General features: G+C 47.3%; 13 protein-coding genes. 8 read left to right on the top strand and 5 right to left on the bottom strand.

The window, feature by feature from the left end; translation table 11 throughout:
- Positions 1 to 167: 167 nt before the first annotated feature.
- Entirely contained in the window at positions 168 to 842 is a 675-nt protein-coding gene (locus BM099_RS00900) for a haloacid dehalogenase type II (RefSeq protein ID WP_090723201.1), read from the bottom strand.
- A gap of 173 nt (positions 843 to 1,015) precedes the next feature.
- Positions 1,016 to 1,888, bottom strand: coding sequence for a LysR family transcriptional regulator (locus BM099_RS00895; RefSeq protein ID WP_090723198.1), 873 nt, complete (start codon positions 1,886 to 1,888; stop codon positions 1,016 to 1,018).
- A 105-nt stretch (positions 1,889 to 1,993) separates the two neighbouring features.
- On the opposite strand from BM099_RS00895, the gene BM099_RS00890 reads away from it, so the two are divergent.
- The 4 genes from BM099_RS00890 to BM099_RS00875 all read left to right on the top strand — a co-directional run bounded on the left by BM099_RS00890 (position 1,994) and on the right by BM099_RS00875 (position 6,651).
- Positions 1,994 to 2,725 (top strand): SDR family NAD(P)-dependent oxidoreductase, encoded by a 732-nt coding sequence (locus tag BM099_RS00890; protein ID WP_090723194.1) that lies wholly within the window; start codon positions 1,994 to 1,996, stop codon positions 2,723 to 2,725.
- Positions 2,726 to 2,774: 49 nt separating this feature from the next.
- Positions 2,775 to 3,374, top strand: a complete 600-nt coding sequence (locus BM099_RS00885; RefSeq protein WP_090723191.1) for a 2-hydroxychromene-2-carboxylate isomerase — start codon at positions 2,775 to 2,777, stop codon at positions 3,372 to 3,374.
- A 143-nt stretch (positions 3,375 to 3,517) separates the two neighbouring features.
- Positions 3,518 to 4,711 carry a YbfB/YjiJ family MFS transporter gene (locus BM099_RS00880; RefSeq protein ID WP_090723185.1) on the top strand — a complete coding sequence of 398 codons (1,194 nt, stop codon included), beginning with the start codon at positions 3,518 to 3,520 and terminating at the stop codon, positions 4,709 to 4,711.
- Positions 4,712 to 4,974: 263 nt separating this feature from the next.
- The gene (locus BM099_RS00875; protein ID WP_232348876.1) at positions 4,975 to 6,651 is read left to right on the top strand and encodes a formate--tetrahydrofolate ligase; all 1,677 of its coding nucleotides are present in this window, start codon (positions 4,975 to 4,977) and stop codon (positions 6,649 to 6,651) included.
- A gap of 10 nt (positions 6,652 to 6,661) precedes the next feature.
- Here BM099_RS00875 and BM099_RS00870 read toward each other — a convergent pair whose 3' ends face one another.
- Positions 6,662 to 7,546 carry a LysR family transcriptional regulator gene (locus BM099_RS00870; RefSeq protein ID WP_177201056.1) on the bottom strand — a complete coding sequence of 295 codons (885 nt, stop codon included), beginning with the start codon at positions 7,544 to 7,546 and terminating at the stop codon, positions 6,662 to 6,664.
- Between the two features lie 185 nt (positions 7,547 to 7,731).
- Between BM099_RS00870 and BM099_RS00865 the strand changes: the two genes are divergently transcribed.
- Positions 7,732 to 9,231 (top strand): CoA-acylating methylmalonate-semialdehyde dehydrogenase, encoded by a 1,500-nt coding sequence (locus tag BM099_RS00865; RefSeq protein ID WP_090723179.1) that lies wholly within the window; start codon positions 7,732 to 7,734, stop codon positions 9,229 to 9,231.
- Positions 9,232 to 9,367: 136 nt separating this feature from the next.
- On the opposite strand, the gene BM099_RS00860 is transcribed toward BM099_RS00865, so the two are convergent.
- Both BM099_RS00860 and BM099_RS00855 read right to left on the bottom strand, forming a co-directional pair.
- Positions 9,368 to 10,057 carry a response regulator gene (locus tag BM099_RS00860; RefSeq protein ID WP_090723177.1) on the bottom strand — a complete coding sequence of 230 codons (690 nt, stop codon included), beginning with the start codon at positions 10,055 to 10,057 and terminating at the stop codon, positions 9,368 to 9,370.
- Positions 10,058 to 10,118: 61 nt separating this feature from the next.
- Complete coding sequence (locus BM099_RS00855) at positions 10,119 to 11,732, bottom strand: ATP-binding protein (protein WP_090724151.1); 1,614 nt, start codon at positions 11,730 to 11,732, stop codon at positions 10,119 to 10,121.
- A gap of 241 nt (positions 11,733 to 11,973) precedes the next feature.
- Here BM099_RS00855 and BM099_RS00850 point away from each other — a divergent pair, with 241 nt between their 5' ends.
- From BM099_RS00850 to BM099_RS00840, 3 genes are all read left to right on the top strand, one after another.
- Positions 11,974 to 12,960, top strand: a complete 987-nt coding sequence (locus BM099_RS00850; RefSeq protein WP_090723174.1) for a tripartite tricarboxylate transporter substrate binding protein — start codon at positions 11,974 to 11,976, stop codon at positions 12,958 to 12,960.
- Positions 12,961 to 13,093: 133 nt separating this feature from the next.
- Positions 13,094 to 13,567: a tripartite tricarboxylate transporter TctB family protein gene (locus BM099_RS00845; RefSeq protein ID WP_090723171.1), complete on the top strand. Its 474-nt coding sequence runs from the start codon at positions 13,094 to 13,096 to the stop codon at positions 13,565 to 13,567.
- 4 nt (positions 13,568 to 13,571) lie between these two features.
- The gene (locus BM099_RS00840; protein WP_090723169.1) at positions 13,572 to 15,113 is read left to right on the top strand and encodes a tripartite tricarboxylate transporter permease; all 1,542 of its coding nucleotides are present in this window, start codon (positions 13,572 to 13,574) and stop codon (positions 15,111 to 15,113) included.
- The last annotated feature ends 13 nt before the right edge of the window (positions 15,114 to 15,126 follow it).

The raw sequence follows: 15,126 nt of genomic DNA, 5'->3' as shown, positions 1-15,126 counted from the left end.
ACTCTTGCTATAAAACGTATAAAAACTTTTCGACAAATTTCTTCGGTTGGCGGCTGTCAACTGGCCAAAAATTCATTTTGTATTCTTCGATCATCGGTTTAAATTTTTCATGCAGCTCTTCAATGTCGAATGGAAAAAATCAGCCTGAGCGACTGATTAGCGAAAATTCAGGCTTTCAGGATCTGATCGCCAATCCGCTCCAGAGACTCAACTACGAGTGTCGGTGTCACTTCCCAGTCATCAAACAATGAGGATTCACTGCGTTTAACCCACGCTGCTTTCATACCAAAATTCAGAGCACCGATAACATCAAAAGGGTTACTGGATATTAGCCAGCTTTGCTCTTTGGACGAAGCGCTGCGTTGTAAAAAATAGTCATAGACTGCTGGATCAGGCTTGAAGGTTTTCAGGGAATCAACGCTGACAATATCAAGCAGGTACTGCTCAGTACCTGAGTGTTGCAGGAGTTTTCGAACAGCAGCTTCAGTGCCATTGGAAAATGCATACGGGCGGAATTGATCTTGATTCAACGCTGCCAATCCATCCAGAGTATCCTGAAAAGCCGGTAGCACTGCATACAGTGAGAGCAATCTGGACTTCTGATCTGAACTCATATCTACCTGGTGTAACTTGCAGGCGTATTCCAGTGCGCTGCGGGTACATTCAGAAAAGGGAAGGTAACTTTTCATCAGCCCTCTACGGAATGAATACTCTAATTGTTTTTCTCGCCAGGTATTCGAGAATGCCTGCGCTTTATTGCCGATCATCTCTTCAAGTTGAGTCAACAACCCGTGGGTATTAATCAGGGTTCCGTATACATCAAATGCCAATGTAATTGTCATCATTACCTCCGGTCAAACGTGTCAACAAAGTGTTTAACTAACGTACTTATCAGTACAATGTGGGTCAACCCTCTGGTTGAAATATTATACTCAGTGCAGACAGACTCATGACGTAGCAATAAAGCGCTCCATCAAGTCTTTGTTAACCATACTGAGATCTAAGACGATACAAATTAATCCCAACGGATCGCACTGGCGAAATCAACAAATCGCTTAATTTCATCCTTGTTTTCACTTTGGCCCCACATAAAGCCTATCGATCTTTTTTGTTTCGACTCTACCAACGGGCAGGTCCTTATTTCGGCTGACCGGCAATGCTCCGGCACAATCGCGATGCCGATACCGGCTTTAACCAGTGCCAGTGCTCTATCATCCTGATCGGTCACATAGATGGAGTTGAGCCGTACGTTCCGTGACTTCAGCAGCTCTTGAATCACCCGTCGGTGTTCACAGTGAGAACGGGAAATAAACGGCTCCTTAATCAGGTCATTAATGCTCAGCGAAGGAGATTGACTCAGGTGGTGGTCTTGCGACATAGCGACCACATAGGCTTCACTGAACAGCTCTTTGTCATAAACAAATTTCCGGCTGCTAAGGGGCGGGTGCGGCAATATCGTCAATGCCAGATCAATACGCTCTTCTCGCTCCAGCTTTTCAATGTTCAGACTATTGGCATCCGTTACATTTAAAACCAAGCCTGGATTTTCCCGGCGATACTGCTCCACCAAACGGGTGACGTAATGGATCGATAGTGTATTGATCACCCCCAGCCTGAGAACGCGGAGCTCATCATGGCGTCTTAGCTCATCTTTGGCCCTGGAACATTCATCTACAATAACTTCTGCGCGTTTCAACAGCATCCTTCCGGCCGGCGTTAATACGACGTTACGCTTATTGCGGGTAAATAATTTAACGCCCATTTCTGCTTCTAACTTAGAAACTGAAGCAGAAAGCGCCGGTTGTGAGACAAAGGCCCGCTCAGCACCGCGCGTAAAGCTTTCGGATTCTGCGGCGGCCAGAAAAAGGCGTAATTGTTGCAATTCCATATCATAACCACTAGTTATCGTAACGATAGAAATAATCGATTTTATTTATTCTAAATACAGCTCTACCCTTTTACAAGTTAACAAAAAGATAATGAGGAGTAGCTGATGACAACGAGTAACAGACCCATCGCACTGATTATCGGAGCCGGCGATCATCTGGGGGCAGCGATCGCACGGCGTTTCGCCAGAGAAGGTTATTATATCGTTGCTACTCGTCGCCGTGGTGATCTGCACGCACTGGTCAGTGATATTCAGGCAATTGGTTCTGAAGCTACCGCGTTGCATTCGGATGCACGCGATGAAATACAGGTAACCGAACTGATTGATAAAGTGGAATCAGAACTAGGCCCTATCAGGGTTGCGGTATTTAACGTTGGCGGAAATGTACGCTTCAGCATCACGGAAACGACAACCAGGGTGTACCGTAAAGTCTGGGAAATGTGCGCCCTTGCGGGTTTTCTGGTCGGCCGGGAAGTCGCCAGGAAAATGATCTCTCGTCAGCAAGGCAGCATCATTTTTACCGGAGCATCGGCAAGCTTACGTGGTAGCAGTGGCTTTGCAGCCTTTGCCGGTGGTAAGCACGCCTTAAGAGCGCTAGCTCAAAGCATGTCCAGAGAACTGGGCCCTCAGGGCATTCATGTTGCCCATGTGGTCATTGATGGACTGATCGAAAACGAAGCCACCAAAGCAATCCTGCCTGATCTATTTGCCAGCAAAGGAGAGGACGGCATTATTCAACCCGATGATCTGGCCGAAGTTTACTGGCAGATTCATAACCAACCCCGCAGTACATGGACATTCGAGCAGGATGTGCGCCCATATTCAGAAACATGGTGATCACATCGCTTCAGATATCATCAGAAGAGCATTAAGTGAGGAAGATTAAATGAGTAAAACTATTGATTTTTATTACGACTTTATTAGCCCTGCCTCCTATTTTGCCCTCGTGCGATTAAAAGAGATTTGCACGCGAACCGGCACCACAATTAATTACAAGCCGATGCTGTTAGGCGGTGTATTCAAAGCCCAAGGCAATACTGCTCCGGTGACGGTACCGGCAAAATGGGAGTGGATTAAAATTGATTTTGCCCGAACCGCCGAATACTACGGTATTCCTTACACACTCAATCCACATTTTATTTTCAGCACGGTCAACGCAATGCGTGGTGCTCTTTGGGCCATATCAGAAAACCGGATTGAAGAGTACAACCAAGCTATGTATCAAGCCGCATGGGCTGAAGGAAAAGATTTGTCCTCTGCAGACGTCCTGATTGATACGCTAAATAAAGCGGGTTTTGATGCCGACACCGTTATGCAAGCGATCACCCGGCCAGAGATTAAACAAGCGCTGATCACGTCGACGCAAGAAGCGGCAGCCAGAGGGGTATTTGGTGCTCCGACTATGTTTGTTGGTGACGAAATTTATTTCGGGCAAGATCGTCTGGATTGGGTCGAAAGAGCGCTGACTGACCAAATTAATGCTTGAAATCAAAATTGAATAACTCCCTGACATATTCACTTATTATGTTGTTAGCCGGGATCGGTATAGCCACGATGGCCGCGCTAAATGGCGGATTGAGTGGAAAATTGCGGTGACGATGTAAACTTTGTTAATCCAGTGGGAAATGTATGAGCAGCAACATCCAACGATTCAAAATTCTTAGCGCCGGCGTGTTCAGTCTGATACTCACCATGGGTGTGGCTCGTTTTGCCTACACCCCGTTGCTACCTGTCATGCAACAGCAAGCAGGTCTGGGCGTGGCAGAAGGAGGATGGTTAGCGGCAGTTAATTACCTGGGCTACCTGTGTGGCGCGCTGGTTGCCACTATGATCAGTGATCTGTCTGTTAAAGACCGGCTCTATCGCATAGGGCTGGTGGTTGCGGTCATCACGACCGCAGGTATGGGGTTAACAGAGAATATATGGCTGTGGTCCCTGTTTCGTTTTCTGGCCGGACTGAGTTGCGCTGCAGGCATGTTGCTGGGCGGGGGATTAATTCTAAACTGGCTGATTCGTAACGGCTATCGCAGTGAGTTAGGGATTACCTTCGGCGGTGTAGGCCTGGGAATGGTCTTATGCTCCATTGCTGTCGAGCTGATGAGCGGATACTTTGACTGGAGCCAGCAATGGCTGCTATTTACCGTTATTGCCGTCGTCATTATGGTACCTGCCTGGGTGTGGCTCCCGCCTCCGGACTCAACAAAAGTCACCAGTAGCGGTGAAACGATGACCGACTCTCCTCCTGGCCCAGCTTTTATGCGTGTATTTTTAGTCGCTTATTTTTGTGCGGGTATTGGGTATGTGGTTAGCGCTACCTTTATCGTCGCTATTGTTGAACAATTGCCAGGCCTGGAAGGCAAAGGGGTATGGGCCTTTATGGCAATGGGGGCAGGCGCTACAGTTAGTGCTATCATTTGGGACCTGATCGCACGGCGGATAGGCTTACTGAATGCTCTGATCAGCGCCAGCATACTTCAGATTCTTGGCATACTGCTACCCGTCATTGAGCCCAACTTAATATTCACAATGACAGGTGCGCTTCTCTTTGGTGCTACCTTTAGTGGCATGGTCTGTTTGGTGTTAACCATGGCCGGCCGGTATTATCCAACCCGTCCGGCAAAAATGATGGGCAAGATGACGTTATCTTTCGGCGTAGCCCAGATTATTGGTCCCCTAATCGCCGGGCTGCTCGCTGAAGAAAGTGGAAACTATAACGATGGTCTCTATATGGCAGCGATTGTCATGGCGTTTGGCAGTGCTCTACTGGTAACGCTCAAATCTCTCGAACCCAATATAAAGCAAGCTCAGGTAGTCCATCCCTAACGTAAAAACTGATCTGAATTCGACTCCTGAAATATTTGAAAGCCTGCGTTAAGCGTTTTGATCAGGCTTCCCAAGGCTGAGGTTCCGGATCAGTGCGTTTAACGCTTTATGTGATTTTCAAAAAAAGTGATACCTTGCATAGACGTTGTGCGCTTACCGGGCATCAAAACAGATAAGTTTACTACTGGTTGCGCATCAGTTTTTCAATGTTAAATCAGTTATATAAGGGCTGATCAACATAAGTAAAAACCAAGGAGACTGTCATGACTAAAGGGATGGCTACAGATGTAGAAATAGCTCAACAGTTTACGCCGCAGCCTATTACCGACATCAGCGAAGCACTTGGGATTGATGCACAATATCTTTATTCTTATGGCCGTGATATCGCAAAAGTGAGTTTAAAAGCACTAACGACTCCCAGCCAAAAAAAGGGCAGGCTGATTCTGGTTTCAGCAACAACCCCGACGCCATCCGGAGAAGGAAAAACGACAACCACCATCGGACTAGGCCAGGCATTCTCTCAGCTGAATGAATCGGTGTGTATGGCGCTACGTGAACCCTCTCTGGGCCCATGCCTGGGTATGAAAGGCGGAGCAACGGGCGGTGGGTATAGTCAGATAATGCCCGCAGATCGCATCAATTTACACTTTACCGGCGACTTTCATGCCATCACCAGTGCTAATAATTTACTCTCCGCGGCGCTGGATAATCATATCTATCAAGGAAACGAGTTAAGCATCGATCCCCGCCAAATCGTATGGCGCCGCGTCATGGATATGAACGACCGTAGCCTAAGGAAAATAGTATTGGGCCTTGGTGGCAAGATGCAGGGTATCCCCCGCGAAGGAGGATTTGATATCACCGCCGCCTCCGAAGTGATGGCCATGCTGTGTTTAGCGAATGACGCTGATGATTTAAAACAGCGACTGGACCGCACCTTAATCGGCTTCACTTACCAGGGAGACCCCGTCTATGCTGCACAATTAGAGATTACAGGAGCAATGATGGCGTTGCTTCGTGACGCTTTACAACCTAATTTAGTACAGAGCTTTGAAGGCACGCCAGCCTTTGTACATGGAGGCCCCTTTGCCAATATCGCGCATGGTTGCAATAGTGTAATCGCCACGCGAATGGCGATGCACCATGCCGACTGGGCGATCACAGAAGCCGGCTTTGGTTTTGATTTAGGCGCCGAAAAATTCTTTGATATTAAATGCAGAATAGCCGAATTAGATCCGGATGCAGTCGTACTGGTCACCACTGTACGGGCATTAAAGATGCATGGTGGTAAAAATATAAACGATTTAGAAAACGAGGATCTGCCAGCACTAAAGCAAGGCCTGGAAAACCTCGACAAGCACATTGAGAGTGTAGAGTTATTTAATAAGCACCCCGTCGTTGCCCTGAATCGATTCGCCACCGACACCGATGCGGAGGTTGCATTGATTCGCGCACGCTGCGAAGCATATGACGTTTCATTTGCCGAAACAAATCATCACGCAATCGGTGGCAAAGGAGCAATCGAATTAGCCAAAGCAGTCATGGCATCTGTTGAAAAAAATCGTCCTTTCAAACCTCTCTATGAATTGGACGCCAGCGTATTAGAAAAAGTGCGTGCCGTGTCTAAAGCTATGTACGGTGCAGATGATGTGGCATTTTCAAAAGATGCAGAAAAAGATCTCAAACAGGTCGAGAAATTAGGGCTGACCCACCTTCCCGTGTGCATTGCAAAAGCGCCTAGTTCTTTATCGGACGACCCGGAGTTACATGGCAGACCGCGAGACTTTGAAGTCACTGTCAGCTCTATTCAAATTAACTCAGGTGCGGGCTTTTTAGTCATCCTCACCGGAAAAATTCTGCGTATGCCAGGATTACCTAAAATACCTGCCGCCAATAGTATCAGGTTACTGGAAAACGGCATTATTGTAGGGTTAAAGTAACCAAGCAGTTTCACATCAAAACAGAGGCATTCATCGCTGCGTGATTTTTCAAGTGCTGCCAAACCTTATTTACCCTGGCGAGCTTTTTTTGTTCCGGATGCACTGCAATCCAAAAAGTCCGCACGATACTCGTTTGTTGCGCTAATACCGGTATTAAATCAGGATGTCGGCGAGCTAAAAAGCAAGGCAATATCGCCAGCCCCAGACCTTCACGAACCGCTATAGACTGAGTCACGACACTGGTACTTCGAAAGCATGGATTTGAGTTTGGAAGTAAGCGCTCCAAATAGGAAAGCTGGTCACTAAACACCAGGTCATCAACATAGCCTATGAGCGGATGATGGTAGATATCTTCAACGACATTGATCTCCTTCGAACGCGCAAGGTAATCACGAGAAGCGTACATAGTAAGGCGATAATCACATAGCTTGGCGACAACCAGCGAGGTATTTGGCGGTTTTTCAATCGTGACGGCAATATCAACTTCCTGATGAGACCACTTTACAAAACGCTGTAACGGCAACAGGTCAATAATGATCTGCGGATACTGCTGACAGAACTGCACCAACTCCGGTGCTATAAAGTCATTACCAAAAGCTTCTGTTACTCCAAGACGCACCTTACCTTGGTTCTCTAAGTTTTTGCCTTGCAAAATTTCATTGGCCGCTTGTGCCCGCTGATCCATATCGCGGGCAGTCTGTAAGAGTAGCTGGCCATGTTCGGTCAGACTATGGCCTTCTGCACTGCGATCAAATAACTGAGTAGCCAACTGGTCTTCCAGTCGGTGTAAACGGCGTGAAACCGTCGAAGCATCTATACCTAAGCGCTTAGACGCTTGTGATAGTTTCTCAGTTCGCGCGACTTCTAAAAAGACCTTTAAATCATCCCAGTTCATCTCTATTCTCTTTGTGATCATAGGCTTGCAATTATGCAAGGGCGCATTGCCATACTGTCTATTGTTTACACGATACCCTGCCGCTATCCTAGATATCAATCAATATACACTGCTTGCATAAATGCATCTTTATATGCAGTGCAACATAAATCAGATATCTACTCACGATGTCTCTGGAGGCAATTATGAGCATTCCCCATGTAGCAATGATTATTAACGGTGAAAAAGTTGAAACCACCAGCGGCATTTGGGTTGATGTGCTCAACCCCGCCACTCAGGAAGTGGTTGCCAAAGTACCGTTTGCCACTCTTGATGAGGTCGACACGGCTGTCGCTAGTGCAAAAGAAGCCTTCAAAAGCTGGCGCAAAGTATCAGTCGCCAAACGCCAGGCCATTATGTTGCGTTTCCAACAACTGGTTCGCGACAACACCAAAGAGCTCGCCGAGCTAATTAGTCTGGAACACGGCAAGACACTGCCTGATGCTGAAGGTGAAGTCGGTCGAGGACTGGAAGCAATAGAAAATGCCTGCATGGTCACTAAAATCCAGCTCGGCGAGATCGCTGACAATGTTGCGGGTGACGTCAATGTATATACGTTAAACAAGCCACTGGGCGTCGGTGTCGGTATTACCGCCTTTAACTTCCCGATTATGCTGCCTTGCTTCATGTTCCCGATAGCCATCGCATGCGGTAATACCTTTGTACTCAAGCCTTCTGAGCAGGACCCGACATCGACAATGCGTTTGGTAGAATTGGCGATGCAAGCAGGTGTTCCAGCGGGCGTACTGAACGTCGTTCACGGTGGCGCCGATGTCGCTAACCGTCTGGCAGAGCATCCTGATGTTAAGGCGCTGTCTTTTATCGGTTCAACTCATGTCGGCACATCCCTTTATCAGCGTGCCAGCAACAGCGGTAAACGCGCACAGTGCATGATGGGTGCAAAAAACCACGCGGTTATCATGCCTGATGCCAATAAAGATCAAGCGATCAACCATATGCTTGGGTCTTGTTTTGGCGCGGCAGGTCAGCGCTGCATGGCCAACTCCGTTGTTATTTTGGTGGGTGAAGCGCGTGAATGGCTGCCAGAAATGGTGGAACGCGCTAAAAGTATGATCGTAGGCCCTGGCAGCAATCGCGAGGCAGACTTAGGACCGTTAGTTTCTCCACAGGCACAAGCACGTGTTGAAGGCCTGATTGAAACAGGTGTTAAGCAAGGAGCGTCGTTATTACTCGACGGCCGTGGTGTCAGCGTTGAAGGTTATCCAAAGGGCAACTTCGTCGGTCCTACATTGTTTGCCGATGTCACGACCGACATGGATATCTATACTCAGGAAGTCTTCGGTCCGGTGATGTGCGTGATGGGCGCTGATGATCTTGAGAGCGCTACTGATATTATCAATGCCAATGAAAATGGTAATGGTACGGCAATCTTTACCAACTCAGGCTGGAACGCACGCTGGTTCGAAAATAACGTTGATGTAGGACAGGTGGGTATTAATATTCCAATCGCGGTACCGGTTGCCTACTTCAGCTTTACGGGATCTCGTGCGTCTAAACTAGGTGATTTAGGGCCTAACGGTCAACAAGCAGTACAGTTCTGGACTCAGACGAAAACCGTATCAGCTCGCTGGTTTGAGCCTGGCACAACGTCTGACAAAGTCCACACGACGATTTCTATGAAGTAAGCGGCGTTGATTGCCAGCAAGCGTTAACGGCAAGCGTTACCGGCAAGAGTACCATGACAGCGGAGGGAGAACCCTCCGTTTGGGACACGCAGCAACCAAGACAAAATCCTTCGATGCCTTAAAACCGCTACCCACCTTAAATATTTTTATATTTCCTTTCAGGCCTGCCGACACTTCCGTAGCTGACTTCTGCCGATAGCTCATTATTACTCACCAGAAATTCTAAATAGCGACGCGCGGTGGTGCGACTGGCACCTATATATTCACCGACCTCTTCTGCATTCAACGCATGAGAATGCGTACTGAAAACGCTTCGTACCTTTTCTAACGTCAGGGCATCCACGCCTTTTGGCAGACGAGTTTCCAAACCGTCATTAGACGTTGCTGTAGTGCTGTAAGGTAAAATAGTATCGACATCACGTTGCCCCAGAGTTTGCATGGCTTGGAATTTTCCCAAATGCTGATGATATCGATCCAGCGTTTCCTGTAAACGCTCAAAGACTAATGGTTTAAGAATGTAATCGAACACTCCGCCGTGTAACGCTTCCCGAAGAGAATCCACCTCTTTTGCCGCAGTGACAAGGATCACATCGACACTGCTGTTTCTGGCACGTAATTTACGTAATAGATCCAGCCCTGTCCCTGTTGGAAAGTGTATATCCAGGAGCAAGAGTTCAGGTTGCATTACGTCAACCAGATCTTCCGCATCTTCTAAACTATGGGCAATACCGACAAGCTCAAAGCCCTCTATTCGCTCAAGAAAGCGCTTTTGTATCTCTGCTATTTGTTGATCATCTTCAGCGATGACGATACGTATCAAGTTCATATTTTTTTCTTATTTTAAGTTTTCATATTTGAGATCTTTCTTCTTTCAGGCCTTTCTTCTTTCAGGCCTTTCTTATTTTAGGCAGGTACACAATAAAACGGCTTCCTTCTTCCTCGCCTTTCTCCAGCATAATAGTACCCCCCAGCGTTTCCAGCAGGCCTTTGACCAAGTGCAGACCGATACCGTGACCCATTTCAGTCTTACTGGTGAAGCCTTTTTCAAAAATTTGCTGCTGCTGATGCAAGGAGATCCCCGCGCCCTGATCCTCTATTTCAAATATAAGATCATTACCCAGATCAGTCATCGACACCTTAACCTTTCCACCCGCACCTTTATGTCGCAAGGTCGCTTCCAGGGCATTATCAATTAAATTACCCAGCACACTCACCAATTGCTCTCTGGGCAAATATTCTGGTAACTCTGTCATTTTGCTTTCCGGGTCAATCACCAGACGCAAACCGAGTTCTCTGGCACGATTGTATTTACCTAAGAAAAACCCTGCCAACACCGGATCAGGCACCACCTCAAGCAGCAGACGAATTAGCTCCTGATGCTCTTGTGTCTCCTGCCCTATAAACGCCAGTGCTTCATTTTTAGCATCTAACTGAATCAAGCCTGCAATGGTATGTAATTTGTTAGAGTATTCATGTGCCTGGCTACGCAGACCGTCGGCATACTGCTGAATACGGGTTAATTTTTTACTCACCAAATCAAGTTCATCTTTTCGTCTAAAACTCGAAACGACGCCGGTAATCTGATCTCCCTGCTTTAAGGGGATACGGTTTACAATCAGACTATGATTCTGCAGCCATACTTCATAGTCAAAATGTGGTTTTCCTGTTTTAAGAATCTCTAGCATCGCGCTACCGGGCAATACTTCTTCGATTGACCTGCCCATTAACTGTGTATCTTCTGAAAGTCCGAGGGTTTTAATAGCATTACGATTAAAGATAGTGATTTTTCCTTTATTATTAATCGCTATAATGCCCTCACGAACAGACTCCAATGTAGCTTTTTGCTCATCAAATAATCTCGCTATCTGTTCAGGCTCCAGACCAAATATTGCTTTTTTAAAGTGGTTGGCAAACCAAACAGCAATAATCGCACTCAACAAAAACGAGAGCGCTATGACAACCATCAGCGTTAATCGATAGTCGCTGATAATTTCATCAACCCGATCAAGATGATAACCCACCGAAACCACGCCAATAACATCACGATCATTATTCGCAAATACCGGTGCTTTTCCGCGCATCGACCAGCCCAAACTACCTAAGTCTTTTGAAATGTAGCCTTTTCCTTGTTTCAATGCGAGAGCACTATCATCACCTTCATCATCGGCCATCGACAAACCTACTTTTTCCAGGTTGGGATGCGCCAAACGAATACCGTTTTTATCACCGATAACCACAAAGCGGGCCTGTGTTTTCTTTGCCAACAGCATACTAATCGGCTGCAGTGCATCTGTATCGCCACGAGCAACAGCCTCTGAAATTTGCGGAACAGCAGCAATCGTCTTAGCAACATGCAATGCCCTTTCGCCTATCTGCTCTTCCAGAGACTGGTGCAGGTATTGCACAGCAAAAACACCCAGCAACCCGGTTTGTAAAAGGGCCATCAGCCCCAACACAAGAATCATTCGCGTTTTGAGCTTTAAACGACTCAGTAATTTCATGGTTTTTACCCAGGTGGCTCTCATCAATAAACCAGGTAAGTGATCAGGTCTACTGGTCTTTATAGTTCAGCCCTTTGGTGAGATAGTAATCAAGCAACAAATTCAACACCCGTGAACAGTATGCACAAAAAGAATTAAAAATTTTAAAAAGCTTTTAAACTCATAATCTATAACAAAGCCAGTTGAACAATTATCCTGCTCCCATCATAACAATAAATAAAACAGCATCGAGGTAATTTTTATGTTCTGCAAACCAACTCCTAAAAAACGTTCGGCTCTCATGGCCGCAGTGTTAACCACTTGCCTGACCGCCGGTTTTTCATTGAGCGCTTCAGCAACAGAAAGCATCCACTTCCTGATACCGGGTGGTGCTGGCGGCGGCTGGGACTCAACCGCACGCGGTACAGGTGAAGCACTGTCTAAGTCGGGCCTTGTTTCCACAATCTCTTACGAGAACATGTCAGGCGGCGGCGGCGGTAAAGCCATTGCGCATCTGATTGAAACGGCTACGCAAAAGCAAGACACCTTAATGGTGAATTCAACGCCAATCGTCATCCGCTCGCTCTCCAAAGTGTTCCCTCAGTCTTTTCGGGATCTCACACCGATTGCCGCGACCATAGGAGATTTTGGTGCTTTTGTTGTCAAAAATGACTCTAAATACACCAGCTTTACGCAAGTTATAGAAGACTTCAAAAAAGATAATCGCTCAGTGAAAATATCTGGTGGCTCAGCGCGGGGCAGCATGGATCATTTAGTCGCTGCAATGGCATTTAAAGCCGCTGGCGGCGACCCGTCCAAAGTACGCTACGTCGCTTATGATGCTGGCGGAGAAGCAATGGCAGGACTACTGTCAGGCGAAACACAAATTCTTTCTACCGGCTTCAGCGAAGCGCTGACGCTCTCTGCAGCAGGTGAAGTACGCATTCTGGCAATGACCGGAGATGAGCGTAATGACGCAGATCCAAGTGTACCCACTCTGAAAGAATTAGGTTATGACGCCTCGTTCGTAAACTGGCGCGGCTTCTTTGCAGCACCAGGCATATCTGAAACACAGAAAAATGAATTTATCGACTCCCTTGAAAAAATGTACCAAACCGATGAATGGGAAGAAGTCAGAGCCCGTAACGGCTGGGTAGAGAGTTTCAAGCCTGGAGCACAGTTCGTGAGCTTCCTTGAACAGCAAGAGCAAGAGATAGGCGACTTGATGCGCGAGCTCGGCTTTCTGTAGTAACAAGCCTCTCTGCACAATGAACTAGTCACTTTCACAATCTTCGGGCCATGGTCGCTGACAGAAAAACAGTGCCTGGCCCGAGATCTCTATTACCCCACAAAGCGGAGAGTTCCGCCGTCCGGAGTACCCCATGATTTTTACCAAAGACCATATTGGTGGACTTATATTCCTGTGTTTATCCGTCACATACGGTTACTACGCCGGCGATATTGCACTACTGCCAGGTGATGAGTATGAACCGTTCCATGCGCAGACATTACCATACGCCTTAGCAATTCTGGGGGGAGGGCTTTCTCTGGCACTACTCATCACCGCTAAATCAGACCTTAACCATAAACTTAGCTTGCGGGGGTATGACTTTGTGCTGGTCGCCAAGCTACTCGTACTTGTGGTGCTGTTTGCATTAGCACTGGAGTGGGTTGGATTTTTGTTAGCAACCGTATTCTTCTTAGTAGGTGGATATTGGTTACTCGGCGAGCGTCGCCCCAAAATGCTGTTGTTAGCGTCGGTTCCCTTTGCTATCGGGATCTGGTTTGCCCTTACCCAATTGCTGGATGTCTATCTGGCTCCGGGGCAACTCTACACACAACTATTTGGAGGATAAGCTAATGTTAGACGGAATCTTCACCGGCCTATCAACGGCTGTTATGCCCTTTAATTTAATGATGGTTGTTGTCGGCTGCTTCGCTGGAACATTCATCGGCATGTTACCAGGACTGGGACCCATCTCAGCGGTAGCCTTAATGATCCCGATTACTTACGGCATCGACCCTGCATCAGGCATCATTCTGATGGCCGGTGTTTATTACGGTGCGGTATTTGGCGGTTCGACCTCCTCTATTCTTATCAATGCACCCGGTTGCGCGAGTACCGTTGTTACATCATTTGATGGCTATCCATTGGCACAGCAGGGACAAGCAGGCAAAGCACTGGCTTTAGCGGCATACAGCTCCTTTATCGGTGGCACCATTGGTGCAATAGCATTACTCATTGCCGCACCCGCCTTAGCTGCAGTATCCCTGAGCTTTCAATCTACCGACTATTTCGCCCTTATGGTTTTAGGCCTGACCGCTGTTGCTGCTTTTTCAGGTAAAGGACAGGTCATTAAAGCGATGATTATGACTGTTTTTGGTCTGATGATAGCCACGGTCGGCACCGATAAAACCTCTGGTGTTCCCCGCTTCACCTTCGGCAGCATTGACCTGATCGACGGCATTAGCTTCCTTCTGCTGGCGATGGCGACGTTTGCGCTCGCTGAAGTGGTAATGACTATCCTCAATGGAAAGCACAAAGAAAAAGATGCACAGCTGGATATGGCTCAACTCGGTAGCATGAAGCTGAGTAAAGAAGAGATATTACATGTCGCACCGACTGTCGCCCGCTCTTCTGTGTTTGGCTTTATTGTCGGTGTTCTTCCCGGTGCTGGTGCGACTATTGCGTCTTTTCTTGCTTACGGACTTGAGCGAAACATTGCATCCGCAAAAGAAAAACTTAAATTTGGTAAAGGCTCATTACGCGGTCTGGCAGCGCCAGAAACGGCCAACAATGCAGCCTCAACAGGTTCATTCGTACCCCTGCTGACACTCGGCATCCCTGGATCAGGCACGACTGCGATTATGTTAGGTGCCCTGATTGCCGCTGGCGTACAACCCGGCCCTCGCCTGTTTGTTGATAACCCTGATGTTTTCTGGTCAGTCATTATCTCGATGTATTTTGGTAACCTGGTACTGTTAATTCTTAACTTACCCCTGATCCCTTATATCTCGAAATTATTGACCATTCCTCGTCCGATATTAATTCCTCTGATCCTGTTCTTCTCAATCACGGGTGTCTATCTGGTGAGCTTCAATACCTTTGATATCCATATGATGGTGGTTATTACCGTTATTGCGCTCCTGCTGAAGTTACTGGAATTCCCCATGGCTCCGATGCTACTCGGTTATATTCTGGGCGGACTCATGGAAATCAACCTCAGCCGGGCGCTGGTGATTTCAGATGGTAGCTTTGCGTTTTTATGGGAACGGCCATTAACACTAGGCATCATGATAGCGGCCATTCTTATGCTATGTTTACCACCCATTCTGGAACGACTGAACAAGCGTAAAGCTGTTCGTGGTCCGGAAGTAGCCGTCAATGAAGGTGAGGGGTAATCACACACTTCTT

It is taken from the genome of Neptunomonas qingdaonensis (assembly GCF_900113275.1).
GTDB classification, from domain to species: Bacteria; Pseudomonadota; Gammaproteobacteria; order Pseudomonadales; family Balneatricaceae; genus Neptunomonas; species Neptunomonas qingdaonensis.
This window is presented reverse-complemented; position numbering and strand designations above follow the sequence as displayed.

Coding starts and splice junctions, on each gene's coding strand:
- BM099_RS00900 (WP_090723201.1), bottom strand. CDS start 842: ATGACAATTACATTGGCATTTGATGTATACGGAACCCTGATTAATACC.
- BM099_RS00895 (WP_090723198.1), bottom strand. CDS start 1,888: ATGGAATTGCAACAATTACGCCTTTTTCTGGCCGCCGCAGAATCCGAA.
- BM099_RS00890 (WP_090723194.1), top strand. CDS start 1,994: ATGACAACGAGTAACAGACCCATCGCACTGATTATCGGAGCCGGCGAT.
- BM099_RS00885 (WP_090723191.1), top strand. CDS start 2,775: ATGAGTAAAACTATTGATTTTTATTACGACTTTATTAGCCCTGCCTCC.
- BM099_RS00880 (WP_090723185.1), top strand. CDS start 3,518: ATGAGCAGCAACATCCAACGATTCAAAATTCTTAGCGCCGGCGTGTTC.
- BM099_RS00875 (WP_232348876.1), top strand. CDS start 4,975: ATGACTAAAGGGATGGCTACAGATGTAGAAATAGCTCAACAGTTTACG.
- BM099_RS00870 (WP_177201056.1), bottom strand. CDS start 7,546: ATGAACTGGGATGATTTAAAGGTCTTTTTAGAAGTCGCGCGAACTGAG.
- BM099_RS00865 (WP_090723179.1), top strand. CDS start 7,732: ATGAGCATTCCCCATGTAGCAATGATTATTAACGGTGAAAAAGTTGAA.
- BM099_RS00860 (WP_090723177.1), bottom strand. CDS start 10,057: ATGAACTTGATACGTATCGTCATCGCTGAAGATGATCAACAAATAGCA.
- BM099_RS00855 (WP_090724151.1), bottom strand. CDS start 11,732: ATGAAATTACTGAGTCGTTTAAAGCTCAAAACGCGAATGATTCTTGTG.
- BM099_RS00850 (WP_090723174.1), top strand. CDS start 11,974: ATGTTCTGCAAACCAACTCCTAAAAAACGTTCGGCTCTCATGGCCGCA.
- BM099_RS00845 (WP_090723171.1), top strand. CDS start 13,094: ATGATTTTTACCAAAGACCATATTGGTGGACTTATATTCCTGTGTTTA.
- BM099_RS00840 (WP_090723169.1), top strand. CDS start 13,572: ATGTTAGACGGAATCTTCACCGGCCTATCAACGGCTGTTATGCCCTTT.